At 73.1% G+C, this 24,357-nt stretch carries 18 protein-coding genes; 11 read left to right on the forward strand and 7 right to left on the reverse strand.

The features are described 5' to 3' along the window. Window positions 1-33: 33 nt before the first annotated feature. Entirely contained in the window at window positions 34-2,631 is a 2,598-nt protein-coding gene (locus AB0B02_RS29700; RefSeq protein WP_357305952.1) for a tetratricopeptide repeat protein, read from the reverse strand. 425 nt (window positions 2,632-3,056) lie between these two features. On the opposite strand from AB0B02_RS29700, the gene AB0B02_RS29705 reads away from it, so the two are divergent. The 6 genes from AB0B02_RS29705 to AB0B02_RS29730 all read left to right on the forward strand — a co-directional run bounded on the left by AB0B02_RS29705 (window position 3,057) and on the right by AB0B02_RS29730 (window position 13,313). Beyond that, entirely contained in the window at window positions 3,057-4,229 is a 1,173-nt protein-coding gene (locus AB0B02_RS29705) for a ThiF family adenylyltransferase (RefSeq protein WP_281940306.1), read from the forward strand. Next, window positions 4,226-5,464 carry a hypothetical protein gene (locus AB0B02_RS29710; protein ID WP_357305956.1) on the forward strand — a complete coding sequence of 413 codons (1,239 nt, stop codon included), beginning with the start codon at window positions 4,226-4,228 and terminating at the stop codon, window positions 5,462-5,464. The genes AB0B02_RS29705 and AB0B02_RS29710 overlap by 4 nt, the downstream gene beginning before the upstream one ends. Before the next feature lie 45 nt (window positions 5,465-5,509). Further along, complete coding sequence (locus AB0B02_RS29715; RefSeq protein WP_357305959.1) at window positions 5,510-8,905, forward strand: S8 family serine peptidase; 3,396 nt, start codon at window positions 5,510-5,512, stop codon at window positions 8,903-8,905. Between the two features lie 101 nt (window positions 8,906-9,006). Further along, window positions 9,007-10,371: a serine/threonine-protein kinase gene (locus AB0B02_RS29720; protein ID WP_357305962.1), complete on the forward strand. Its 1,365-nt coding sequence runs from the start codon at window positions 9,007-9,009 to the stop codon at window positions 10,369-10,371. A gap of 85 nt (window positions 10,372-10,456) precedes the next feature. Next, window positions 10,457-12,247 (forward strand): extracellular solute-binding protein, encoded by a 1,791-nt coding sequence (locus tag AB0B02_RS29725; protein WP_357305965.1) that lies wholly within the window; start codon window positions 10,457-10,459, stop codon window positions 12,245-12,247. A gap of 715 nt (window positions 12,248-12,962) precedes the next feature. Then, a complete protein-coding gene (locus AB0B02_RS29730; RefSeq protein WP_357305968.1) occupies window positions 12,963-13,313 on the forward strand; it encodes a LysR family transcriptional regulator in 351 nt (116 codons plus the stop codon). 17 nt (window positions 13,314-13,330) lie between these two features. Here AB0B02_RS29730 and AB0B02_RS29735 read toward each other — a convergent pair whose 3' ends face one another. Genes AB0B02_RS29735 through AB0B02_RS29760 form a run of 6 tightly spaced genes read right to left on the reverse strand, consistent with a single transcriptional unit; the run spans window position 13,331 to window position 19,580 of the window. After that, the gene (locus AB0B02_RS29735) at window positions 13,331-14,020 is read right to left on the reverse strand and encodes a hypothetical protein (protein WP_281940295.1); all 690 of its coding nucleotides are present in this window, start codon (window positions 14,018-14,020) and stop codon (window positions 13,331-13,333) included. Between the two features lie 7 nt (window positions 14,021-14,027). Beyond that, on the reverse strand, window positions 14,028-16,658 hold the full coding sequence (locus AB0B02_RS29740; protein WP_357305972.1) for a phosphoenolpyruvate synthase: 2,631 nt from the start codon (window positions 16,656-16,658) through the stop codon (window positions 14,028-14,030). A 20-nt stretch (window positions 16,659-16,678) separates the two neighbouring features. After that, complete coding sequence (locus AB0B02_RS29745; RefSeq protein WP_357305975.1) at window positions 16,679-17,500, reverse strand: hypothetical protein; 822 nt, start codon at window positions 17,498-17,500, stop codon at window positions 16,679-16,681. 7 nt (window positions 17,501-17,507) lie between these two features. Next, a complete protein-coding gene (locus AB0B02_RS29750) occupies window positions 17,508-17,945 on the reverse strand; it encodes an SRPBCC family protein (RefSeq protein ID WP_281940289.1) in 438 nt (145 codons plus the stop codon). Window positions 17,946-17,988: 43 nt separating this feature from the next. Continuing rightward, window positions 17,989-18,501, reverse strand: coding sequence for a hypothetical protein (locus AB0B02_RS29755; protein ID WP_281940287.1), 513 nt, complete (start codon window positions 18,499-18,501; stop codon window positions 17,989-17,991). Then, window positions 18,498-19,580: a hypothetical protein gene (locus AB0B02_RS29760; RefSeq protein ID WP_357305980.1), complete on the reverse strand. Its 1,083-nt coding sequence runs from the start codon at window positions 19,578-19,580 to the stop codon at window positions 18,498-18,500. The genes AB0B02_RS29755 and AB0B02_RS29760 overlap by 4 nt, the downstream gene beginning before the upstream one ends. An 85-nt stretch (window positions 19,581-19,665) precedes the next feature. On the opposite strand from AB0B02_RS29760, the gene AB0B02_RS29765 reads away from it, so the two are divergent. The 5 genes from AB0B02_RS29765 to AB0B02_RS29785 all read left to right on the forward strand — a co-directional run. Next, window positions 19,666-20,892: an acyl-CoA dehydrogenase family protein gene (locus tag AB0B02_RS29765; RefSeq protein WP_357305985.1), complete on the forward strand. Its 1,227-nt coding sequence runs from the start codon at window positions 19,666-19,668 to the stop codon at window positions 20,890-20,892. Beyond that, window positions 20,882-22,126: an aspartate aminotransferase family protein gene (locus AB0B02_RS29770; protein ID WP_357305988.1), complete on the forward strand. Its 1,245-nt coding sequence runs from the start codon at window positions 20,882-20,884 to the stop codon at window positions 22,124-22,126. Before AB0B02_RS29765 ends, AB0B02_RS29770 begins: the two co-directional genes overlap by 11 nt. A 13-nt stretch (window positions 22,127-22,139) precedes the next feature. Then, window positions 22,140-22,391 carry an acyl carrier protein gene (locus AB0B02_RS29775; protein WP_281940279.1) on the forward strand — a complete coding sequence of 84 codons (252 nt, stop codon included), beginning with the start codon at window positions 22,140-22,142 and terminating at the stop codon, window positions 22,389-22,391. Beyond that, window positions 22,388-23,608 (forward strand): beta-ketoacyl-[acyl-carrier-protein] synthase family protein, encoded by a 1,221-nt coding sequence (locus AB0B02_RS29780; RefSeq protein WP_281940277.1) that lies wholly within the window; start codon window positions 22,388-22,390, stop codon window positions 23,606-23,608. Before AB0B02_RS29775 ends, AB0B02_RS29780 begins: the two co-directional genes overlap by 4 nt. An 8-nt stretch (window positions 23,609-23,616) precedes the next feature. Further along, on the forward strand, window positions 23,617-24,357 hold a 741-nt coding region (locus AB0B02_RS29785), incomplete at its 3' end, for an SDR family oxidoreductase (RefSeq protein WP_357305993.1).

Consider the following 24,357-nt stretch of genomic DNA (forward strand, 5'->3'; position numbering starts at 1 on the left):
GACAGAAGTCGCGGGATTCCTGCCGATCGGGCCTCAACGGTGCGGGGAGGGCAGCCGGTGATCGGCGTCGTCCAGGGCGCCGAGGTGGACGATCATCTGCTCGGCCTCGGGCATGTCGAGGTCGCGGTAGAGGGTCACCGCCCGTTGGAAGTGCTGACGGGCGGAGGCGGGCGCCCCGAGGGCGCGGTGGACGTGACCGAGGCCGGCGTGGGCGCGGGCATGCTCCTGGTGCGCGCCGATGTCGACCGCGACCGTGTGGGCCGCGGTGTGGTGACGGAGCGCGTCGGCCGGCTCTCCCGCCAGGCGGGCCGCTTCGGCGATGCCGTTGAGGGCGCTGGCTTCGCCGTACCGTTCGCCGGTCTCGCGGAAGATGTCGAGCGACCGTTGGTGGTGGTCGGTGCGCTGACCGAGGCGGGTGTGCAGCGTGCCGAGGCTGTTCAGCGTCCAGGCCTCGCCGGTGCGGTTGCCGAGTTGGCGGTACAGGGTCAGCGCCTGCCGCAGATGGGACCGGGCCGCCGCGTGCCGTCCCCGCCGGATGTCGACGTCACCGAGGGTGTTCAGCGTCCATGCTTCGCTGGCCCGGCCGCCCAACTGCTGGAAGAGTGCCAACGACTGCTGCACGTGTTTCGCGGCCGAACCGTACTCACCCAGTTGCGCCTCGACCTCACCGAGGTTGTTCAGCGCGTGCGCCTCCCCGGCCCGGTGACCGGCCTGCCGGAACAGGGCCAGCGCGTGGCGGTAGTTGTCGGCGGCGGGCCGGTTGCGGCCGAGCTGTGACTCGATGACGCCGAGGTTGATCAGCGCGCGGGCCTCGCCGACCCGGTCCCCGGTCCCCCGGAACAGGATTCCGGCCCGCTGGAGGTGCTCGGCGGCCGACGCGTATCGGCCGAGCTGGGTGTAGGTGGCGCCGAGGCTGGTCGACGCGTGGGCCTGCTCGACCGGGTCGCCGGCACGGCACGCGGCGTGCCGGGCCTGTTCGTGGATGACGAGCGCGTCGGTGGGATGTCCGCCGTGCAGGTACTGGAACAGGGCGGCCGACAGGTGCGCCGCGTGGGTGGGCCAGCCATGGGCGGCGGCGTGCGTGGCGACGGCCACCAGGGTCGGGCGTTCGGTGTCCAGCCACCTGCGGGCGGTGTCCGGGTCGGCCGGAGCGGCGACGGTGCCGCCGTTCGACGGCACCCGGCGGTGCGATCCGGCGGGGTACAGGACATCCACGGCGGCGAGCGTGCCGGCCAGGTAGTAGTCGAACAGGCGGGTCAGCGCGGCGCGGCGTTCGGGTGGCGGGTCCTCGTCGCCGCATCGGCTGGTGGCGTAGGCGCGCACCAGGTCGTGCAGGGCGTAGCGGCCGGGGGCGGCGTGGTGCAGCAGGTGGTCGCGGTGCAGGTGACACAGGTGGGCTCGGGCCTCGCAGGTGGAGATCCCGGCGAGGGCGGCGGCGGCCGGGGCGTCGAAGTCGTCGCCCGGGTGTGCCGCCACGAGGCGCAGCAGCCGGCGCCGGTCGGCGGGCAGGTGCCGGTACGACAGGTCGAAGGCAAGTTCGACGCTGAGGTCGAGGCGCTGTTGGTGATGCCGTTCGTCGAGCCGGTCGGCGTGGTCGGTCAGCGTCCAGCCGGAGGTGCCGCTGATGTGCGCGGTGACCAGTCCGAGCGCGAGCGGCAGGTGCCCGCACCGGTGGGCGATCCGGGCCATCGCGTGCGGGTCGGGGCCGCCGGGGAGGTGCGATCCGCCGACGGCGAGCAGGGCCGCCGACTCGTCCGGGGTGAACAGGTCCACCGCGACGTGGGTGGTGTGCGGCAGCTCGCGCAGGTCGCGTCGGCTGGTGATCAGCACGGGGCAGCCCGGGGTGTCGGTCAGCAGCGGGCGGGCCTGCTCGGCGTCGCCGGCGTTGTCCAGCACGACAAGCGTGCGGGTGCCGGCCAGCAGACGCCGGTAGGTGGCCGCGCGGGCGGTCAGGCCGTGCGGTACCTGCTGGCCGGCGACACCCAGCAGACGCAGGAAACCCTCGAGGACGGAGGACGGGTCGGCCGGCGGCTGGGTCGGGTCGGGGTGGAATCCGCGGAGGTTGACGAACAGGATCCGGTCGAACGGCTCCTCGCGGTGCCGGGCGTGCGCGGCGTGGACCGCCAGTTGGGTCTTGCCGACGCCCGCCATCCCGTGCAGCGCGACGACGACCACGCCGCCGTGCACGCCGGTGTCGAGTGCCTGTCGGAGCCGGCGCAGCGCGGTGGCACGACCGATGAAGCCGGGCAGGTCCGGCGGCAGCGTGTCGTACACCCGCACCTGCGACGCCGCGCGGGCCTCCCCGCTGACGACCCGCAGCGCCTGGCGCCACTGCGCCACGTAGCCCACGTCCGGGTGCAGCGCCTGCACCACGGCGATCACCAGGTCGGTGTTGACCCGCCGTCGGCCGGTCTTGAAGCAGTCGGCGACTGTGGTCCGCCTGGCGATGACCGGGCCGGCGGGATGCGCGGCCCGGCAGGCAGCGTTGATCCGGTTCTTGATCGTGTCGTAGGAGGGGTCGCCGGCCCACACTTTCAGGCTCCGCAGGGTGCGGGCCACCTCGTCCAGTGAGTCGGCCCGCCCCGGGTCGGGCGGTGCCCCATCGCCGCCACTCGACAGCGACTCGATCACGGCAGCTCCTGGAAAACGCATCGGTTGATGCCCCTACTAGACCCGCACTGGCCAGCGGCGTCACCAGATGTGTCGTTGATTTGTACCGACGTCGGGGGCGCCGGCGGTGCGTGACGCGGAGCCGTCCGGAGTCGTCCGGGATTTCTCCACGCCCCGCCGACCCGCCGCAGACTTCCTGGTGCCGACCGGCACCGCCGGCGCCCGCCGGCCACGGTCCGGCCCGCCGCTAGCTGACGAGGGAGGTGTCGCCATGAAGATCCAGATCCGCCGTCTCGAGAAGATCGAGACCACCGTCATCTGCGCTTGCAGCCCCTGCACGGACTGCTGACCCGATGGTCCTGGCCACCGCCGGGGGCGGTGGCCAGGACCGCCTCGACGCCGCGGGGCGACCGCCGCCCCGGCAACACCAGAAGGAGCGAGTACGGATGAGGCGACCCCGGATCAAGAGTGTGTTTCCCCCCATCCCGCTGGGCGACGGCCGCATCCGCATCGGCGGCGGCGACTACGGCATCGCCTCGGAGATGGTCGACGACGAGCACGGCAACACCTGGCGTCTGCTGAACCTGATGGACGGCACGCGCACCCGCCCGGAGCTGGCCGACGCGATGGCGCAGCACCAACCGGGCATCACCGCCGCCGACGTCGACGCGTCCGTCGACGCGCTGATCGACATGGGTTTCGTGGAGGACGCCGCCGTGCCCCCGCCGGCCCGACTGCCGGCGGCGGAACGCGAACGGTACCGGCGCAACCTGGAGTTCTTCTCCTACTTCCACAAGCCACCGCTGACCGCGGCGGACTTCCAGCTCCGGCTGCGCGACGCCCGGGTCACGGTGCTCGGCATCGGCGGCCTCGGGTCGTACGTGGCCATGAGCCTGGCCGCGATCGGCGTCGGGGACATCCTGCTCGTCGACGACGACGACGTGGAGCTGATGAACCTCAACCGGCAGGTGCTCTACACCGACGCCGACGTCGGGCAGCCGAAGGTGAGCGCCGCCGTCCGTCGGCTGACCGAGATCAACCCGCACGTCCGGGTCACTGGACGCAACGCCCGGGTGGACGGGGTCGAGGCCGCCCGCGCCTGCATGACCGGCCGCGACCTGGTCATCTGCGCCGCGGACCGCCCCCGGCTCACGCTCTACCAGTGGCTGAACGAGGCGGCCCTGCGTGAGGGCACCGCGTGGATGCGCGGCTCCAACGACGGGCTCACGGTCAGCCTCTTCCTGCACGTGCCCTACCGGACCGCGTGTTTCCAGTGCGTCGAGCAGGACGCCGCGGCCAACCATCCGGAGTACACGCCGATGGCCGAGTACGTGGTCGGGGTGATCGGTGACCGCACCATCAACCCCTGCAACGCGCCGATGGCCGGGATGATCGGCAACCTGGCCGCCCTGGAGGCCGTCAAGTACCTCACCGGCATGGCGGAACCGGTCATCGTCGGCCGCAAGCTCGTCGTGGACGTGCACCGGATGGAGACGCAGTTCGCCGAGGGCACGCTGCTCGACGACTGCGCCGCCTGCGGCCCGCACGGCCGGGTGCCCCGCCCCGGCGCCTCGGCTCCCGGCGTCCGGGACACGGTCGCGTCGGGATCCGCGACGTGACCAGCACGCTCGCCGACACCACGGTCGTCCGGCTGTATCCGCTGCACATCGGCGAGAGCGAGGACGGTGTGTGCGAGGTCGGCCGGGTGGACACCGGCGACTTCGTCGAGTTGCCGGTCGAGGGCGTCGACCTCGTCCGGTGGCTCGGCGAAGGGCTCCCGCTGGGCGAGGTCCGCCGGCGGTTCACCGAGCGGTACGGAACGGAGCCGGACCTCGCCGACTTCCTCGACGGCATCGCGTCCTGCGGTTTCGTGCGGGCCGACGCCACACCGGGCGCGGACGACGGCCCGGCCGGCGCCGGCACGTCGACGACCGGCGCCGGACCAGGCACCGGCGCCGCCGCGCCCCGGCGAGGGCTGGCGCTGCTGGGGAACCTGTCGCCGCAGCGCGTCGCCTGGCTGCTCGCGCCGCCGATGCGGCTGCTCTACGCCGCCGGCTGGCTGACCGTGCCGCTGCTGCTGGCGTTCTTCCCTCGGCTGCGGCCCACCCCGGCGGACGCGTTCCTCCTGGACGGGGTCCTGGCCAACGCGCTGGTCGTCGCGGCGGTGGCCTGGACCCTGGTGCTGCTGCACGAGCTGGCGCACGCGGCCACCGTGCGGGCGTTGGGCGTCACGGGACGACTGTCCATCAGTCGACGGCTGTGGTTCCTGGTGGCGCAGACGGAGATGTCGGCGGTGCGGTCCGTGCCCCGCCGCCGCCGCTACGCCCCCTATCTGGCGGGGTTGACCTGGGACCTGCTGCTCATGTCGGCCTGCCTGCTGCTGCAACTCGCCGGGGTGCAGGAGCGGCTGGTGCGCGGGATCGTCTACACGCTCACGCTGTCGGTGGTCTACCAGTTCCTGGTGTTCATGCGCACCGACATCTACTTCGTGCTGGGCAACTGGCTGCGGCTGGGTGATCTGATGGGCGACACCCGGCGCTGGCTGGCCGACCGGGCCCGGCGGGTGATCGGCCGTGCCGCCGCGCACGACCTCACCGGTGTGCCGGCGCGGGAGCTGCGGATCATCCGCTGGTACGCGCCGTGCTACCTGCTCGGGTCGCTCCTGGTGACCGTGGCGCTGCTGACCCTGACGGTGCCCGCCATGGTCACGATGGTCAGCCTGGCCGTCGACGGCCTCGACGCCCCGCCCGACGGGCCCGCCTTCTGGAACGGCGTCGGTTTCCTCGCGCTCGTCGCCCTGCAACTGGCCACCTTCGGCTGGGTCGTCGTCACCGAACGCCGTACCGCCAGCTGACCGGCTCGCCCACCGCCGACCTCCCCCGGAAGCGAGGACATCATCGTGCTGTTCACCGCGCCGCGCCGCGTACTGGCCGCGCTCCTCACACCGGCCCTGGCCGCCGTCCCGGTCGTCACCGTGGCCGCGCCGGCGGTCGCGGCCGGTGGGCCCGCCCGGGCTGTCATCGTCGTGCTCGCCGACCAGCACGACACCGCGCCGGGCCGGCGGCTCGCCGACCGGACCGCCCGCATCGCCGCCGGGCAGCAGCCGATGCTCACCGACCTGCGCCGCGCGGGCGCCACCCGGGTGCAGCCGTTGCGCCTGGTCAACGCCGTCGCCGCCACGCTGCCGGCGCGGGCCGCCGCGGAACTGGCGTCCCGCCCGGGGGTACGCGCCGTGCTGCCCGACCGTCAGCTACGACTACGCCAACCGGTCACCCCGGTCGGCGCGCCCCGTCCCGCGTCCGCGCCGGTGGCCGCCGGAAACGGGGGGCGGAGCTGCGCCCGCCCTGGTGAACCGCCGGCGACCGAACCGGAGGGGCTGACGGTGACGCGAACCGTCGGCTCGGTCCAGGGTCCCGGCGCGCACGACCTCGCCGACGGGGCCGGGGTGCGCGTCGGGGTGCTGGGCGGGCCGATCGATCCGGGCGCGCCCGAGTTCGTCCGCGACGGCCGGTCCGTCGTCGCCGGGTACGCCGACTTCACCGGCGACGGCCTGGACGCCCCCTCGTACATCCTGGAGTCCTTCGGGGACGCGAGCGTCATCGCCGCCCAGGGCGCCGGTGTCTACGACGCCGGTCCGTACGCCCACCCGGTGCACCGCCCGGCGACCCCGTGCCCGATCCGGATCCTCGGCGTCGCGCCGGCGGCCACCGTGCACGTGGCGAAGGTGTTCAGCAACGTCGCCGCGCCGACGTCCGTCGTCCTGCGGGGCATCGAGTGGGCGGTGCTCCACGAACACGTGGACGTGCTGAACGAGTCGCTGGTCGGCTTCGGCTACCCGGACACGGCCGCCAACGCCCTGCGGCTGGCGAACGACGCGGCCGTCGCGGCGGGCGTGACCGTGGTGGTCGCCACCGGGGACGCCGGACCGGACGACACCCTCGGCTCACCCGCCAGCGACCCGGACGTCGTCGCCGTCGGCGCCAGCACCCAACTACGCGCCTACGACCAGCTCGGCTACGGCGGGGCCCCACTCGGACGCGGCTACCGGTCCGACTCGGTGTCCGCGTTGAGCTCCGGCGGCACCGCCCAGACCGCACCGCGCACCGTCGACCTCGTCGCTCCCGGCGACACCGGCTGGGCCGCCTGCTCCCCGGACACCACCCGTTACCAGAGCTGCGTCTCCTTCTTCGACGGTGGCACCCCCAGCCCGTTCTTCCTGTTCGGCGGCACCAGCGCGGCGGCGCCGTTCGTGGCCGGCGCCGCCGCGCTGGTGATCCAGACGGTACGCCGGCGCACCGGCGTCACCCCCACCCCGGCGCGGGTCAAACACATCCTCATGAGTTCCGCGGCCGACCTGCGGCAGCCGGCCGGCCAGCAGGGCGCCGGACGCGTCGACACGCTCGCCGCGGTGCGCCTGGCCGCCGCGCTGACCGACCCGCCGGCCGGCCGGTCGCCCACCGCCGACGCCGGTCGACGCGCCGCCCGGGACGCGGCGGGGCTGCTCGTCACCACCTCGACGGCGAGCATCACCGGCGCGCCGCGACGGGTCACCCCCGTCGACGTGCGGGTCACCAACCCGGGCACGCGCACCCGCCGCGTCACCGTCGCCCTGCGCTCCACCGCGCCGGACCGCCGGTTGGCCGCCGGCCGGGTCACGCCCGCCACCGGCGCCGGCGAGACGTTCGCCGACTCCGACGGGGTGCCGGCGAACGCCCGCCGGGTGCCGGTCACCGTGCCCGGCGGAACCGACCAGCTCCACGCCGCGGCGGCCTGGGACCCCCGCTCGCACACCGCCCCGGTCGCGGTGAGCGTCTTCGACCCCGCCGGACGGCTCGCCGGCTACTCGTTGCCGCTGGGCAACGGCGGGTACGCGGCCGCGACCGTGGCCCGGCCGCAGCCGGGCCGCTGGAGCGTGGCGATCTGGACCCGCGACGACGGTTCCCCGCCGGTGGGCGCGGTGCGGTACGACATCACCGCGCTGCGGCTGAGCACACACACCGGCCCGTCGGCTGTCGTGCCGGCCGGCGGCACGCGGACCGTCCGGCTGCCGGTCGGTCTGCCGGCCGAGGCCGGTGACGCGGTGACCGCGGTGACCGTCACCGCCGGCGCGACCGGGTACGCGGCGCTTCCGCTGGGCCTACGGACGCTGGTGCCGACCGGCCCCTCCGGCGGAGGCTTCCGCGGCGTCTTCTCCGGCGGCAACGGCGCCCTGGCCGGCTGGGCCCTGCTCGGGCAGCGACGCAGCTTCCAACTCGACGTGCCCGCCGGGAGACCGGCGCTGGCCGTGTCGGTGGCCGTCGGCGACGATCCCGGCCTGGAGGTGTGGGGTCTGCTCGTCGACCCGAACGGCATGCCGCTCGCCGCCAGCAGCTCCCGCTCCGCGGGGGCCACCGCGCCGCCCCGCCTGGACCTGGTCCGGCGGGCCCCGCAGGCCGGCCGGTGGACCGTGGTGCTGGTGCTGACCGCCCCGACCGCCACGGCGCGCACCAGCCAACCGTTCCACGGCCGGGTGGCGTACGCCCCGCCACCCGTCGCCGCGACCGGCGTGCCGGCGGGTGGCGTGCTCCCCGCCGGCACGCCGGTCCGGGCCACGCTCACGATCACGAACACCGGCGCCGCCCCGGCGTCCTACCTGGTCGACGCCCGGCTGGACACCGTCGGCGAGGTACCGCTGCGGCCGGTCGCGTCCGCCACCTACCGGACACCGGTGTCCGGGACCGAGGTCTACCCCCGCTTCTCCGTTCCGACGGGCACCACCGAGCTGCGGATGACCGCCGAGTCGACACTGCCGCACCTGCTCGACACGCAGCCCTACGGGGACAACGGCTACTACGTCGGGGACCCGGACCTGGCCGGCACCACGGGCCGCCGATCGGAGGTGCTGGTGTCGTCGGTCGAGGTGGCGGCGACGACCTGGATCTGCAACGCCAACCGCTCCGGCCCGTTCGGTGCCACGCCCCAGCCGACGGCCCGGGTGGACTGCGCGGCGACCGCGTTGACCCGGCTTCCCGACCGGCAGGCCACGTCGTCCACCGGTAGCTACTGGCGGCGGGTGGTCGAGGGCGTGACCGAGCCGGACGCGCCGTTGACGCTGGCGCCGGGGCACAGCGGCCGGGTCACGGTGACCCTCACGCCCGACGGACCGGTCGGGCGGCGGGTCGCCGGATCGCTGACGGTGACCGCGTTCGATGCGCGTACCGGGTTCGGCACGGAGGTGGCGGCGGTGCCGTACGCGTACACGGTGGGTGGCGCACGCCCGGATCGTGCCGTTGCGCAGCCCCGCAACCAGCGCTGACCTCCACCCGTGGCCGGACGTCTCCGGTCACCGGCGGCGACATGGCACGATGACCGTGTCCTGCGCCGCCGGTGGCCGGGCACGACACTGATGGAGTCGGGATGTCAGAACCGGCCGGCCCGCCGGTGCCAGGATTGGCCAGACTGTGGACGCACGACCCGGTCACCGCCGGCCGCTACCGGCTGGTCGGCCGGCTGGGCGCGGGTGGGCAGGGGGTCGTCTACCTCGGTGAGGACGACGCCGGCGACCGGGTCGCGGTCAAGATGGTCAACGTCGATCTGAGTGATCCACGGGCGCGGTCGCAGTTCGTGAAGGAGATCGCCGCCGCGCGCCGGGTCGCTCCGTTCTGCACCGCGCAGGTGCTCTTCGCCGAGGTGGACGGCGAGCAGCCCTACGTGGTCAGTGAGTTCATCGAGGGCCCGACGCTCCACCGGCACGTCCGCGAGAGCGGCCCGCTGGCCGGCAACGCCCTGCACCGGCTCGCGGTCGGCACGGTCACCGCGCTCGCCGCGATCCACAGCGCCGGCGTGGTGCACTGCGACCTGAAGCCGGACAATGTGGTGCTGGGCAGGGACGGTCCTCGGGTGATCGACTTCGGCATCGCCCGCGCGTTGGGCGTCACCGAGACGGCGTCCAGCCGGGTCATGGGGACCACCGCGTACATGGCGCCCGAGCGGTTCCGCAACGACGCGGTCGGTCCGCCCTGCGACGTCTTCGCCTGGGCGGCCACGATCGCCTTCGCCGCCGGCGGTCGGCCGCCGTTCGGCAACGACTCGCTCTTCGCCGTGATGCACCGGGTGCTGCACGATCCTCCCGAGCTGCCGCCGTTGCCGCCCGTGCTCGACGAGTTGATCCGGGAGTGCCTGGCCAAGGATCCGGCGGATCGGCCGGACGCCGAGCGCGTGCTGGTGCGGCTGCTCCGGCAGGACGCCACGGTCACCGCGCCGCTGCGTCGGGAGAGCCTGCTCGAGGCCGGCAACGAGACCGCGGGCGCGCCGACGCCGAACCACCCGCTTCCCCCGGTCCCGCCGACGGCGCCGCAGCCGCGCCCGACACCGCCGCCGACTTCGACGCAGCCGACGACTCAGGCACCGCCGACCACGCCGTTCCGGGCCGGACCGACACAGCCGGCGCACCCGCCGGTGGCGACCCGACCGGCACACCCGCCGGTGGCGACCCGACCGGCACACCTGCCGGTGGCGACCCAACCGGCGCACCTGCCGGTGAGAGAGCCCGGCGTCGGCGCGGGCCCGGACGGCGCGTTGCGGCGACTGCGTCGTGAGGCCCTCGACGCCTGGGGCATCTCGACCGCGCTCTTCCTCGGTTCGGCCGGCGCCGCCGCCGGCTACGTCGGGTCGAGCGCGATCGGCCCGGCCGCCGCGGTCGGGGCCGTCGCCTTCGTCGTGGTCTACCTGGTCCGGCTACTGGTCGCGACCGCGCTCGGGGGACGACCCGACCACGGGTGACCCGGTGCGGTGGGGCCCGGGGCGCGGGCTGGCGCCGCATCGATAGGTTGGCTGCCACCAGCCGCCCACCGAGGAGGACGCCCCGATGACCCCATCCGCTACGCGTACGCGGCAGTGGTTGCCCTACACCGCCGCCGTCACCGCCGGGCTGGTGGTCATCGCCGGGGCGGTCGTGTTCGTCCGGCAGCGCGACGCGGGCAGCACGGGGGCCCGCGCCGACTGCGCCACCACCCTCCAGGTCAACTCCTCGACGGAGAAGGCGGACCTGCTGGTCGAACTGGCCGAACGCTACAACCGCAGCAACCGGTCGATCGAGGGTGGCGGGTGCGCCCAGGTGCACGTCAGCGCGTTGAACTCGGGCCAGGCCACCGAGGCGCTGGCCACCGACTGGGCCCGCACCGGTCTGCCGCAACCGCAGGTCTGGCTGCCGACGTCGAGCCTGTGGACCGGCCAGCTCCGGCTGCTCGACGAGGCCGCCGGGCGGGCGCCGCAGACCCCGGACCGCTACCCGTCGATCGCCAACAGCCCGCTGGTGATCGCGATGCCGCAGCCCAAGGCCGAGCTGGTACGCCGGCGCGGGCCGCTGGGCTGGGGGGAGATCCTGGGTCTGTCCGGGCGGGACGGGTGGGCCGGCTTCGGCAAGCCGGAGTGGGGCCGCTTCACCTTCGGCAAGGACAACCCCAACCTGTCCACCTCAGGGCTGGCCGCGACCATCGCCACCTACTACGCGGCGGTGCGACGGTCCAGCGACCTGACCCGCGCCGACCTGGCCGACCCCGCGGTCACCCAGTTCGTCCGCCGGATCGAGGCCAACGTGTCGCACTACAGCGACGACTCGGTGGACCTGCTGCGCAACCTCGCCGAGGCGGACCTGGCCGGCGGCGCGGGCAGCACCGACGACATGAGCGCCATCGTCCTGCAGGAGGAGCTGGTCGACCTCTACAACACGGGGGCGCTGAGCCCTCGGCAGGACGGGCAGGAGCGGGGCCGCCGGCCGACCGTCCCGCTGGTCGCCATCCATCCCAAGGAGGGCACGTTCAACCTGGACCACCCGTTCGTGGTGTTGCCCTCCGCCGACGAGCGGCAGCGCGCGGCGGCGGCCGACTTCCAGGCGTTCCTGACCGAGGACGCGCAGCAGGAGAGCTTCGCCCGCCTCGGCTTCCGGGACCACGAGCGCCGGGCGTCGGCGGAACTGCTCGCCAGTGTCGGCGCCGAGCCCACCGGCGGACTGACCTACTTCGAGCCCCCGGACCCGCAGGTGGTCGGCGCGATGCTGGACGGCTGGCGCACGCTCCGCAAGAAGGCCAACATCCTGATCGCGCTGGACACGTCCGGGTCGATGCAGGCGAAGGTCGGCACCCGGACCCGGTTCCAGGTCGCCTCGGCCGCGGCGGGCAAGGGCCTCGCGCTGCTCAACTCCGAGGACCGGGTGGGGCTCTGGTCGTTCTCCTCGGAGACCAAGCAGCGGCCGAAGAGCCCGTACCGGACGGAGGTCCCGCTCGGCGGGTTCGACCAGAAGCGGATCAACAGCAAGATCGCCAGCCTGCACGTCGAGGGCGGCACCGCGCTCTACGCGACGGTCCGGGCCGCACACCGGGAGCTGCTCAACCGGTACGACCCGCAGCGGATCAACGCGATCGTCGTGCTGACCGACGGCAAGAACGAGTACGGCCCGGACAACGACCTGGCCCGCCTGCTCGCCGAGGTCGCCCTGGACCCGCAGCGTCCGGTCAAGGTGTTCTGCATCGCCTTCGACCGGGAGTCGGACTTCACCACCCTGGACCGGATCGCCAAGGCGTCGTCCGGCAAGGCCTTCGACGCCACCGATCCCGCCACGATCGACGACGCGTTCGTGAAGCTGGTCAGCAGCTTCTGACGCGCCATCCGGCCCGGCCCGCCCGCACCGGGCCGGGAGGGCGCAACGCCCGCAGCGACGTCTCACCGCCGCAGCGGCCGGCGACCGAGGAAGGCCGGCACGCCGCCGACGCATAGGCCGCCGCGAACTCGAATGACGGGTACGGGATCCGGCGACTTTTCGGCCCCCGCTCTGCGAACTCCGATATTCGGCCGCGCGGGCGACCTTGCTAAGCGACATTTCCCGCACGGCACCCGCAGTCGAATGCGCCCGCCTCCCGGACCCGGCCGACCCGGCAATCCGGCGAGGTTGCCGTGCGTAACCACAAGAATACGCAAGTGGAATGGCCGGGAGCCTTCCATTCATGCAAGACTCGGATCAGCCGAAGTAACGAGGCGGCGGGTCAGCCGCAGCAATTGCTCGCACTTGTTCAAGATATGTCCGCGGCGGACGGGCCAATGTCCTCTGCGGGTTGAACAACCGGTGGGAAGTGGTGCAAGGATGGCCATCAGCCAGAAACACGGTCGTTGACGGTAGCACCTCCACGACCCGTCAGACCCGGGTCGCCGTATTACTCCGAACAGATTCCATTCCGGCAAGAAGTGCGCGCCCGGACGATTTTGACGCCGGCGGACCGAATTGCCGCCACCCGGATGCCGGCTGGGCCGCAGCCTGAACCTCTGCCAACCCTGACAAGTTCCGAACACGCCGTCTTCCGATTTTCGAGGGGGTTCACGTGGATTGGCAGGCCCTACACTCATTTCGCATCGTCGCTCGGGAGCGGTCCTTCACGCGCGCGGCGGCCCTGCTGTTCGTCAGCCCCAGCACACTCTCGCACCGGATCAGGCGTCTCGAGAAGGACTGGGGCGTCCCGCTGCTCACCCGAACGACGCGGCGGGTGTCCACGACCCGGGGCGGAGAGGCGCTGTTGGCGGCGGTGGAGAAAATCGAGATCGCGCTCGTCGAGGCCCGGCAGAAGGTCGCCGACATGACGCACGCCTCGACCGGACCGCCGTTCGGCTTCCGCACGCCGGGCCCGGCCGATTCCCGCCGCGGGGGCACCGGCCCGGACGGCGGGCACACCTAGCGAGAACACGGTCGGGGTCACCGTACGCGAGACCCTTCCGCCAGCAGGCCCTGTCCGCGCAGCGCGTCGAGGCAGGCGGCGGCGACCCGCCCGGGTCCGAGGTCGTCCGTGGGAATCACCTGCCAGACCCGAGGATCGGCCATGCGCAGGAGCTCGCCGCGGACCTGGCGCTGGTACCGGGCGAACACCGAGCGGGAGCCCTCACCCCGGCGGGTCGGGCCGTATTCGGCGTCGTTGATGTCCTTCTTCCGATCGGCGGCCACCTCCGGCGCGGTGTCCAGCAGCAACACCGTGTCCGGGCTGCGGACGGGGGCGAAGATCGATCTGACCGCCTGCGGGTCATCGGCGTGTCCGGCCGCGGTGACCCGGGCAATGAACTTGTGATACCACCCGTCGGCCACCGTCACCTCCCCCCGCTCCAACGCCGGCCCGACGACGAAGCGGTCGACCAGGGCGTAGTAGCTGGCACGGATCAACGCCCAGTGCACCGCGCCGAGGGACGCGTAGTCGAACGAGTGCGTCCGCTGCTTCAGCGACACCAACTCGGCGACGTACTGCGACACGGCCGGCTGACCCACATCGGTGCTGTTGTGCGCGACCAGCGTGGCGGGCACCCCGGAACGACGCAGCAGCCCCACCAGATGCGCCGCCGTGGTCGTCTTGCCGCTGCCGTCGATCCCCTCGAAGGCGATGAACCGGCCGGTCACGCCCCGCTCATCCATGATCCGCCGGCGCCACCACTCGTACCCGGCCGGTGGAGCCGTTGACCTCCAGCATGGTCCCGTCCGCGACCCGCTTGGTCAGGTCCCTGATCTGCACGACGGTGGGGACACCGAGTTCACGCGCGACGATCGCGACGTGGGTGAGCGGGCTGCCACGCTCGATGAGGAGCGCGGCGGCGGACGGCAGCACCGCCACCCAGCCGGGGTCGGTGCGGTACGTGACGACCACATGACCGTCGACGCCGTGCGGGGTGTCCACCACGATCGCGGGGCCGGTGGCTGTTCCCGGCCCGGCCGCCACACCGACCATCTCGTCCCGCGGACCCATGGCCGGCGCGTCGCCGACGTCCTCGGGCCACTGCTGCCCGCCCGACGGCGGATACACCGCGCCTGTCGTGGTGAAGCGCTCGGGGGCGACCGCACCGCGGGCGCGCTCGGCCGACCGACGGGCGACGATCCCGGCCAGGTCGGACTCCACGAGCGTGCCCTCGTAGGCGCCGACGACCTCGTCCAGGGTGAGCAGGTAGACGTCGTCGGCGGCGGCCAGCCGGCCCGACCGGGCGAGGTCCGCACCCAGCGCGCGGAACATCCGCTTGACCACACCGAAGGCCCTCGTGCGCGAGAACCTGGTCTTCTCCCGGGCGGCGAAAGCGCGCTGAGCCCGGGTGCAGGCCCAGCGGTAGGCCGGGCGACGGAGCGGGCCGAGGCCGCGCACATGGGGCGCGATGTCTGCGGCGGCCCGCTTCTCGCCGCCGCCGAGTGCGGTCGTGAGCAGCGCGAAGAACGAGGCGGGGTCGTGCGAGAGTTCGGGCACCTCGAGCTTCAGCTCGTCGACGCTGCGATACCCGAAGCGGTCGATGTACGCGTCGATCCGGGCCAGGAACGCGTGGTGCCCGGCGTCCGCGAGGGCCTGCCTGGTCGCTGTCCCCTCGGTGTCGCGCACCAACGCCTCCAGCGCGGGGTCGGCCCGAACCTGCTCGGCCAGCTCGGCCAGCCGTTCCGCGGGCTCGACGGAGACGACCTTGCCGGGCCCGGCGGCGGCCCATGCCAGCCATGGCGGCGCGTCGGGCAGCCAGCGACGCGTGAGGTGGGCGAGCAGACCGAAGAAGACGCCGATGGCCTGGTCCGTGATGGACACCGGACCCCAGCGGGTGACGAAGTCGCGCTCCAGCGCGAGATAGCGGCGTAGCACCTCGTCGCCCGGCAGGCGGGTGTAGTCGACCGCGTCGTATGCCGCGAACGCGGCGTCGAAGCCGGTGAGGAAGCGCGCGACGATCCGGTCACGGCGCAACAGGCGCCAGGCGAAAACCGTCCGGGTACGTGCCATCCGGAGCAGGCGGGCCGGCCCGGCGCCCGGCTCGTACGGCACCAGGGACTCCGCCACCTCCCTCGGCAGTGCCTCGCGGACGCCCAGGGTGAGTTCCAGGTTGCGACGGCCGTTGTCGTAGAAGGGCGCCAGCCCCACCAGGCGGTACCAGTTGTGCAGGTTGTAGTAGACGTGACCGTCGAAGTAGCCCAACAGGTACGGGGTCCACTGCTCGACCTGGTCCAACGCCGTGCGGTCGAGCCCGAGCGACGCGGCGTAGTGCCGGTAGACCTCGCCGTAGACGCGCCGGGCGAAACTGTAGGTCAGTGGCGAGGTGACACCCCGGAAGCTCTCGATGATGTTGGAGTTGTCCCAGGTGCGGATCTGTCCTGGCGCGGCGTCCAGCGCGCTCGTGATCGGCCGGCACTGCAGGACCCAGAGCCGACCGTCCGCGACGGCCCACTCGATGTCCTGCGGCGTGTCCAACCGTTCGTCGATGACGTCGGCCACCGCGCCGAGTTGTGTGAGCAGGCCCGCGTCGACGCACGCCTGCGCGGCGTCGGCCGGTGCCACCGGGTGCGGTGAGACGCCGCCGCCGTCGGCGGGGGCGTAACGCTCGGACTTGTCCCCCAGCACGACGGAGCGCACCGAGCCCGCCCGGTCCAGCACCACCGTGTCGGCGTCGACGGCTCCCGACACGAGTCCCTCACCGAGACCCCAGGTGCCGCTGACCACCCGCTCCGTACGCGATCCGGTGAGCGGGTTGGCGGTGAACAGAACGCCACTGACCTCGGCGGGCACCAGACGCTGAAGGACCACCGCCAGCCCTCGGGGGGACGCCTGGATACCGTGCTGGGCGCGGTAGCTGACGCTGCGGTCGGAGAAGGCCGACGCCCAGCATCTCAGGACCGCGTCCAGCAGGGCGTCGGTCCCGCGAACGTTGAGGAAGCTCTCGTGCTGACCGGCGAAGGAGGTGACCTCGCCGTCCTCCTCCAGCCCCGAGGACCGGACGGCGAGGGGCCCGTCACCCAACTCGTCCTCGATCCGCCGGATCGCCGCCCGCACCTGCGGGGCCGGGGCGTGCGTCAGGATGGCTTCCCGGAGTCGCCGGGCATGCTCGGGGTCTGCGGACGGGCCCGACTCCCCGCCGCGGGCGGGCTGGCAGCGTCGCAGGTGCTCGGTGAAGGCGTCGACCGGCAGCGCCCGCCAGTCGGGTACGGCGAGGCCGAGCTCGCGCAGGTCACGGAGTCCGGCGGCCTTGCGTCCGCCCAGTGCGGCGACCTCGGCGACCGGCATGCCCGGGTGGAGAATTCGCATCGCGGCTCGCTCTCGTGGGTTCAGACCGTGGCGGCGGCGGTCACCGCCACCACCGACGGCAGGATCACCAGCAACGGCAGGCCCGGCCACCACCGTGGCGGGAGACCGCGGCGGTCGCGGATCCCGGCCTGGTGGGCGGCGGCCAGGCAGAACAGCCCCGCGACCGCCGCGGCAGCGACCGACACCGGACCGTTCAGCAGACCGGTACGGCCGGCCACGGCGGCGACCGCCGCACCACCGGCGGCGATGACGGCGGCGGCCCGGACCCGGCCCTCGGGCGCCAGGTCGAAGGGCGTGTAGCCGGCGTCGCCGGGTTTACGGGAGAACTTCCAGAACTCGTAGGCGCACCACAGCACGACGCCGACGATCAGCGCGGCACCCCACGCCACCGGGGCGTCGGCGGCGACCCGTGCGGACGGGAAGACCATGATCGCGAGGGGCACGGTCTCGTAGAGCACGAACAGCAGCACCGGCCGACGTAGTGCCCGGTGACGCGCCACCATGGGGCCCACCCACATGCCGGCCAACGCCGCGGCCCCGGTCAGCACGGCCGCGGGTCCCGGCAGGCCGAGCAGCAGCGCCAAGGCGCCGGTCAGCACCAGGCCGGCGACCATGCCCGCCCGGGTGACCCCCTCCGGGAGCCGGCCCTGGGCGCGATCGCGGTCGAAATCGTCGATGTCGTCCACCAGCCGCTGCGCCAGGAACAGCAGCATCGTGCCCGCGGCGCACGCGGCGAGGGCGGCGGGCGTGGCGTCGCCGTGGGCGAGACCCGCGGCGGCCCCGGGAAGCGCGGCCACCACCATCAGCGGTACGGGGAACCGGGCGGCCAGGTACGGGCCCACCGCCCACCTAGGCATGCGCCTGCGCGCCCACGGCCGAGGCGATCTGTACGCAACTGTCCCGCAGAGCCTTCTCGGCGACCGGGTTCAGCATCTCGGCCAGCAGCGGGATGCCGATGTCGAACGTGGCCTCCATCGTGATGACCGTCCCGCCCGACTCGGCGGTCACCCGCCACTGTCCGCTGAACACGTCCATGTCTCCGTCAAGTTGCTCGAAGGACAGAGTTCGACTCGCCTCGTCGACGACCTCCTCCTCACGCCATTCCAGGACCGAGCCCTTGAGCAGGACCGACCACGAGCTGATCCGGCGTCCGTCGGACAGCTCCCGTTCGATCTCCACCGACCGGACCACGGTCATGTAGGTCGGATAGGACTCGATGTCCTTGAGTTTGGCCCAGACCGCGTCGACACCTGCGGCGCAGACGGTCCGGGTGATCACATGCGGCATGACACTCCTCGCAATCGACGGCGACTCGCGGCGGGACACGCTCTCAGTGCAGCCACTTGATCCAGTCCAGAGGCGGTAGTCCGAGCCGTTTGCGCAGGTTCTCGTAGTCCTTGGCAATGCGGACGCTGGGGAAGAACCCGTCGGAGGCGCGCACGGTCGGGAGCGCTGACGGCAGTTCGGCGACGACGAGATCGGTCAGCCTCCGCACCGCCGCGCGGGCCGTCTCGGCCTGCTCCCGCGACGCACCCACCGCCTCCGGCAGCGACCGGCGGGTCGACTCGACCTCCGCCATCGGATCCCCGGGCCGGGCGTCGGCCAGGTGGATCGCCACCTCGCCGTCGTAGGTGTTGCCCTCCAGACCCCGCAGCACAAGCAGGCAGTACCCGATCGACGTCACCGCCTCGGTCGCCGCCGCCACGACGGTCTCCCAGTCACGGTCGACGGTCGCGGCGTCCATGTCACCCAGTGAGCTCTGCACGTAGGTGAAGTAGACATAGGTCGCGGGAGCCGCCCGGTTGGCCACCCACCAGGTGTCCCGCTCCGGCGCCTGGGTCATCGTGGCTCTCCCACGGGCTCGGCGTCGCTCGGCGCCCTGCGGGCGGAGTGGTTGAGCGCGGCCGGGTCGACAGCGGGACGCACCAGACCGGCCCGCATCCACGCCAGGACCCGCCGGGCACCGGCCTGCGCGACGACCTGCCGGAGGCATCCGCCGACCGGCGGTTCGCCGCCGTGAAGTTGGTTGTAGCGCGTCACGGTCATGGCCCGTCGCCCGAGGGGGACCGGTTCGCCGATCGTGCACTCCTGCAACTCGACCAGGGCGAGGGGGTCATCGATCGGCCACACCAGCCGGGCGACGGCCCCGACCCAGTCGTCGAGGTTGACCGGGTCGAACGATCGGCGTACGGCGTCGTCGATCCCGGCCGCACGCAGTCGCGCCGGGAGCCACTTGGCGCCCATCGGTGGAAGGCCACGTTCGGTGCACAACAGGTCGAGCAACGCCCGCCCGCTGTGTCTCCACAGCCCCGCCGGGTTCGCGCCGCCCAGCTCGGCCAACTCGGCCAGCGCCGCGTACAGCACGGTGAGCTCGACGCTGTGACGCATCAGATGCGCCCGGATCACCGCGGCGTCGGCAGAGGTCACCAGCGCGCCGTGTGCGGGGTCGAGGGGAACCGCCGTCATCCAGCGGGACAGGCACATCTTCCGATGGCCACGCGGTGCCGGGTGGAGCGCGATCCGCCCGACCTCCGTGGGCACCGCCGCACGGCCGAGTTCGGCGACCAGCGTGGCGACCCGGACCGCGGGAAAGAATTCGATGTCGACCGGCACCTGATTGACGAAGAACAGATAGGGGGCGCTGTTCGGGTGCGCGGATTCGGCGAACACATGAATATCGACGTCGCTTCCCCCGTTGCCGAACCCCTGAGCCAGCGAGCCGACCAGATAGGCGCGGCCATCCGCCAGCACACTCCCACCCGTGTCCCGCAACTGCGCGACGGTGATGCCCACCTTGGACAACGCGCTCCGCATATCTGTTCCCTGTTTCAGCATCCCCGCTCCCGACGCTGAGGTGACATGTCGGCCACGATTCGACGGCGTGTCGCCGTGGTGGGTGGACGGTAACATCGCCGCCGACACGCATTACTGAAGAACATTCAGCAATGCCGATGGCCCGCTGTCCTATATTCCGATGGAGCAGGCGTGATCATCGGAGGGGTTCCGGGTGAGCGATACCCTAATGAACTACGACTACCTGTGGCCGGACGTGAGTGCGCTCCTGCCGACCGGCACGCTCGACGGCATCGCGAGTCGCGCCGCGAAGTCCGACGACGACGGGGAGTTGAATCTCGACAGCCTCGCCGCGCTCCGGGAATGCGGGTGGCCCGGGCTGGCCGTACCGGTGGAGATGGAGGGCCGTGGGGCCGGACTGGTCGAGTGCTGCGCCACTCAGCGCCTTCTCGGCAGCGCCGACCCTGGCCTGGCGATCGCGGTGAACATGCACGTGTTCTCCGTCGGGATCATGGTCGAGGAGTGGCGGCGGAACGCCGACACCTCCTGGTTCCTTCTGGAGGCGATCGCGTCCCAGGGCAGACTGGTGGCGTCGGCGTTCGCCGAACCCGGGCTGGCCGGCAGCGTGTCGCGGGCCGGCATGACGGCGGTTCGACGCGCCGACGGCTGGACGGTGAACGGGCGCAAGACACCCTGCTCACTCGCGGGCGTCGCCGACCTGTACTGCACCCAGGCGCAGAGCGCCGACGGCGACCTCGTCATCGGCCTGCTACCCGGGCACGCCCCCGGAATCACCGTCGACCGCACCTGGGACGCGATGGGCATGCGGGCGTCGGGCTCACACACCGTCGTCTTCGACGACGTCCACCTGCCCAAGGATCTGGTCTTCACCGAGGGACGGGCGGGCGTCGAGGACGTCACGATCGACGCGGGGCTCGTATGGTTCTGCCTCACCGCCACCGCCGTCTACCTCGGGGTGGCGAAGGCGGCGGCCGACGCCGCCGGTGAGATGCTGCACCGCAGCCGGGTCGTGCACACCGGCGGGTCCCGCGCACACCTTCCCACCTACCAGGGGGTTGCCGGCGGCGCGCTCAGCCGGCTGCTGACCCTGGAGGCGTCGTGCCTGGCCCTGGCCACCCAGATGGACGCCGGCCGCGACGCCACCGCGCTGCTGCCCTTCGCGCTGGCGCTCAAGAGCGAGGCCGTGGACGTCGTCACCGAGGCGGTCGCCACGTTCGGCGAAGTGTGCGGCGGGCAGTCGTACGGCCGGCGCGCCCCGCTGTCCCGACTGTGGCGCGACGCCCAGGCCAGCCGGTACCACCCGCCGACCCGGGCGGCCGTGCGGCAGTATCTGGGACGACGACACCTGGGCATCGGCGGGGGCTTGGACCTCTCGGACACCCCGGTGCGCGCGGCCGTGCAGGTGCGCGATGCGACGTGACCCGGTGGCGGCGGACACGTTCGGATCCGTCCGCCGGCACCTCACCCCGGCCGCCGCGCTCACCGGCAAGGTGATCGGTCAGGGGGCGGTGGAGGAGTCCGCGGCGGGATGTCGCGTCCGGACCTCCGACGGTCGATCCCTGTTGGACTTCGGATCGTACGGCGTGGCCCTGCTGGGGCACCGCAACCCCGCGGTGCTGGCCGCCGTGATCCGCCAACTCGACCAGCAGCCGGTCAGCACCCGAACCCTGGCCAACCCGGTCACAGCCGCGGCCGCCACCCGGTTGGGCACCTATCTCGGCGCCGGCCTCACCCGGGTCTACCTCGGCGCCAACGGCAGCGACGCGGTCGAGGCCGCACTCAAACTCGCCCGCCTGGCCACCGGGCGCCCCACCGTGCTGGCGGTCCGCGGCGGCTATCACGGCAAGACGCTGGGCGCCCTGTCGGCCACCTCGACGCCGCTGTTCCGGGAGGGACTGCACGCCCTGCTCGGCCACGTCGAGCACCTCGACGTGGCCGACACCGCCGCGCTGCGGGTCAGGCTACGCGCCGAGGACGTCGCGGCGGTGATCTTCGAGCCGGTCCAGGGCGAGGGCGGTGTCGTCCCCCTCGATCGCGACGTGCTGGCCGAGTGGTGCGACGCCGCGCACGACGCCGGCGCCTTCGCCATCTCCGACGAGATCCAGTGCGGGCTGCGCCGCTGCCTGGCACCGTCGGTCGCCGTCGCGGACGAGCTGCCCGTCGACGCGGTGCTGTTCGGCAAGGGGCTCGGCGGCGGCGTGGTACCGGTCTCCGCGGTCGTCTGCACCGACGACCTCTACCGGCCGCTGCTGGCCGACCCGTACAAGCACACGGCCACGTTCAGCGCCTATCCCCTCGGATGCGCCGCCCTGGTGGCCGCCCTGGACGAGGTCGAGCGGCTGGCCGGCCACGCCGGCGACCTGGCCGAGCGGCTGGCCGGGCACCTGGCCGACCTTCGCGGTCGACACCCGGACGCGGTCAGCCAGGTGCGCGGGCGAGGGCTGCTGTGGGCGATCGAGTTCGCCACGCCGCACCTGGGCGGCGAGGTGCTGGTGAACCTGGCCCAGGAAGGGCTGTTGGTCTCGCCGTGCCTGGGTCGTCCGGAGTGCCTGCGACTCATGCCGCCGCTGGTCGCCGGCCTCGACGACATCGACACCGCCCACCACCTCATCTCCGCCGCGCTCGACCGCGCGGTGCGGGACGTCGAGAACTAGGAGGCCGCGCATCATGTCACCGTCCATCGACAGCATCGTCCGTCACGAGGTGGCCGCCGTACTCGGCATCGACCCGACCGAACTCGCCGGTGACGAGCCGTTCATGCGGACCTACAAGGTCGACAGCCTGGAACTGACAGAGATGGGTGTCCGGCTCGAACGGTCGCTCGGGCGGCGGCTGCCGGTACAGACCCTGCGCGACATCGTCTCCGTCGACGACTTCGTGCGGGTGCTGACGGAGCACCTGCGGGAAGGTCGGTCGTGACCCGGTCGGTGGTCGTGACCGGCTTCGGTCTGGTCACGCCGATCGGAAACACGGTGGGCGACGCGCTGTCCGCCCTGGACCGCGCCCGGGGTGTCGCCGCGGTCGTGCCCGAGTTGGTCGCCGACAACGTCGCCGTGCCCTTCGCCGCCACCGTGGCGGACTTCGTCGCGGCACCGGGGCTGGCCGACCGGCGGCGCAAGTACTACAGCCGCTCCGCCGAGATGGCGGTGGCCGCGGCGCTGGCCGCCGTCAGTCACAGCGGCCTCAGCGGTGACCCACTCCTGCGCGGCGCCGGCGTCGCGGTGGGAGTGGGCAGCGGGGGCGCGCCGCCGATGGAGTTCGCCGTGCGGGAGGCCGCGGGTGACCCGACCGGCACCACCGCCCTTCTGGTGCCGCTGGCCATGCCCAACTCCCCGGCCGCCGCCCTCGCGCTCACGCTGGGCGCGCACGGCTCCGCCACGACGTACGCCGCCGCCTGCGCCAGCGGCACGACCGCCATCGGTGAGGCGTTCCGCAAGGTCCAGTACGGCGAGCTCGACGTGGCCGTGGCCGGCGGGACGGACGCGCCGGTCACACCCCACATCATGACCGGGATGGCGCACCTGGGCGTGATGGCCACCGCCTCCGACGACCCCGGGCGGGCCTGCCGGCCCTTCGACGCCGACCGGAGCGGCCTCGTCCTCGCTGAGGGGGCCGCGTTCCTCGTGCTGGAGGAGGAGACCCGTGCCCGAGCGCGGGGCGCCACCGTCCTGGGCCGGATCCTGGGGTACGGCACCAGCTCCGACGCCCACCACCCGTTGGCTCCCGACGCGAGCGGCGCGGGCGGCGCCCAGGCGATCGAGTCGGCCCTGCTCGACGCGAAGCTGAACCCCGCCGAGATCGGGCACATCAACGGACACGGCACGGGCACGCGGGCCGGCGACACCGCGGAGGCCCGCTCCTACCGCACGGTCTTCGGTGACGCCTGCCCGCCGGTCACCACCTGCAAGGGCGTCACCGGGCACCTCTTCGGAGCGGCCGGGGCGATGGAGGCGATCGTCGCTCTCGAGTGTGCCCGGCTGGGCACGGTCTTTCCGGTGGGCAACCTGCGACAGCCGGATGTCGACATCGACGTCGTCGCTGGATCGTCCCGCCGGATCGACCCGACGCCGGTGCTCAGCCACTCCTACGGCTTCGGTGGGCACAACAGCTCCCTCGTCCTCTCCCCCGAGCGATAGGAACATCGATGCGCATCCTGGTGACGGGGGCAGCGGGCATCGTCGGCAGTGAGACGGCCCGGCTCCTTGCCCGGGACCCGCGGTTCGACGTGGTGCGCACGGTGCGCCACCTCCCTGCGCCCGAGAGCGGGCCACCGACCGTCGGCTGGGTGATGGGTACGGAGGATCCACCCGCGCAACTGCGCGGCCCGTGGGACGTCATCGTGCACACCGCGGCGTCCACCCGCTGGACCATGGACCGCGTCGAGGCCACCCGCGCGAACATCGACACCCTGCGCGCGGCCCTGGCTCTGGCCACGGGACGTACCCGGTTCGTGCACGTGTCGACCGCCTATGCCGACGGACCCGGCCCCACGGACGCGCCGGGGCGAGCCGAGTACGACGGCTTCCGCAACGGCTACGAGTGGTCCAAGGCCGTCGGTGAGCGGATCGTCACCGACTCTGCCGTCGGAGACTGCGTGATCGTCCGCCCACCGCTGATCCTGGGTCGACGGTCCACCGGGGTGATCTCGGCGTTCACCGGCCCGTACACGCTCTTCCAGGCCCTCGTGTCGGGCCTGGCGCCGGCCGTCGTCGGCGCGGGCGACGGATATGTCGAGGTGGCTCCGGTCGACGAGGTGGCCGCGGCGCTCGAAACGTGCTGCCTCCGGCCCGGCGGCGGACGGACCGAGGTGATCGCCGCCGGGAAGGACTGCCTGACCATGGGCGCGTTCCTGTCGGCCTTCCTCGACGAGATCAACGAGTGGCGG

It is taken from the genome of Micromonospora sp. NPDC049240, assembly GCF_040647835.1.
GTDB lineage: Bacteria > Actinomycetota > Actinomycetes > Mycobacteriales > Micromonosporaceae > Micromonospora.

Bases quoted from the DNA above. Each gene is read 5' to 3' on its own strand.
- AB0B02_RS29755 (WP_281940287.1), bottom strand. From the start codon at position 18,501: ATGACCCAGGCGCCGGAGCGGGACACCTGGTGGGTGGCCAACCGGGCG.
- AB0B02_RS29775 (WP_281940279.1), top strand. From the start codon at position 22,140: ATGTCACCGTCCATCGACAGCATCGTCCGTCACGAGGTGGCCGCCGTA.
- AB0B02_RS29770 (WP_357305988.1), top strand. From the start codon at position 20,882: ATGCGACGTGACCCGGTGGCGGCGGACACGTTCGGATCCGTCCGCCGG.
- AB0B02_RS29720 (WP_357305962.1), top strand. From the start codon at position 9,007: ATGTCAGAACCGGCCGGCCCGCCGGTGCCAGGATTGGCCAGACTGTGG.
- AB0B02_RS29705 (WP_281940306.1), top strand. From the start codon at position 3,057: ATGAGGCGACCCCGGATCAAGAGTGTGTTTCCCCCCATCCCGCTGGGC.
- AB0B02_RS29750 (WP_281940289.1), bottom strand. From the start codon at position 17,945: ATGCCGCATGTGATCACCCGGACCGTCTGCGCCGCAGGTGTCGACGCG.
- AB0B02_RS29740 (WP_357305972.1), bottom strand. From the start codon at position 16,658: ATGCGAATTCTCCACCCGGGCATGCCGGTCGCCGAGGTCGCCGCACTG.
- AB0B02_RS29725 (WP_357305965.1), top strand. From the start codon at position 10,457: ATGACCCCATCCGCTACGCGTACGCGGCAGTGGTTGCCCTACACCGCC.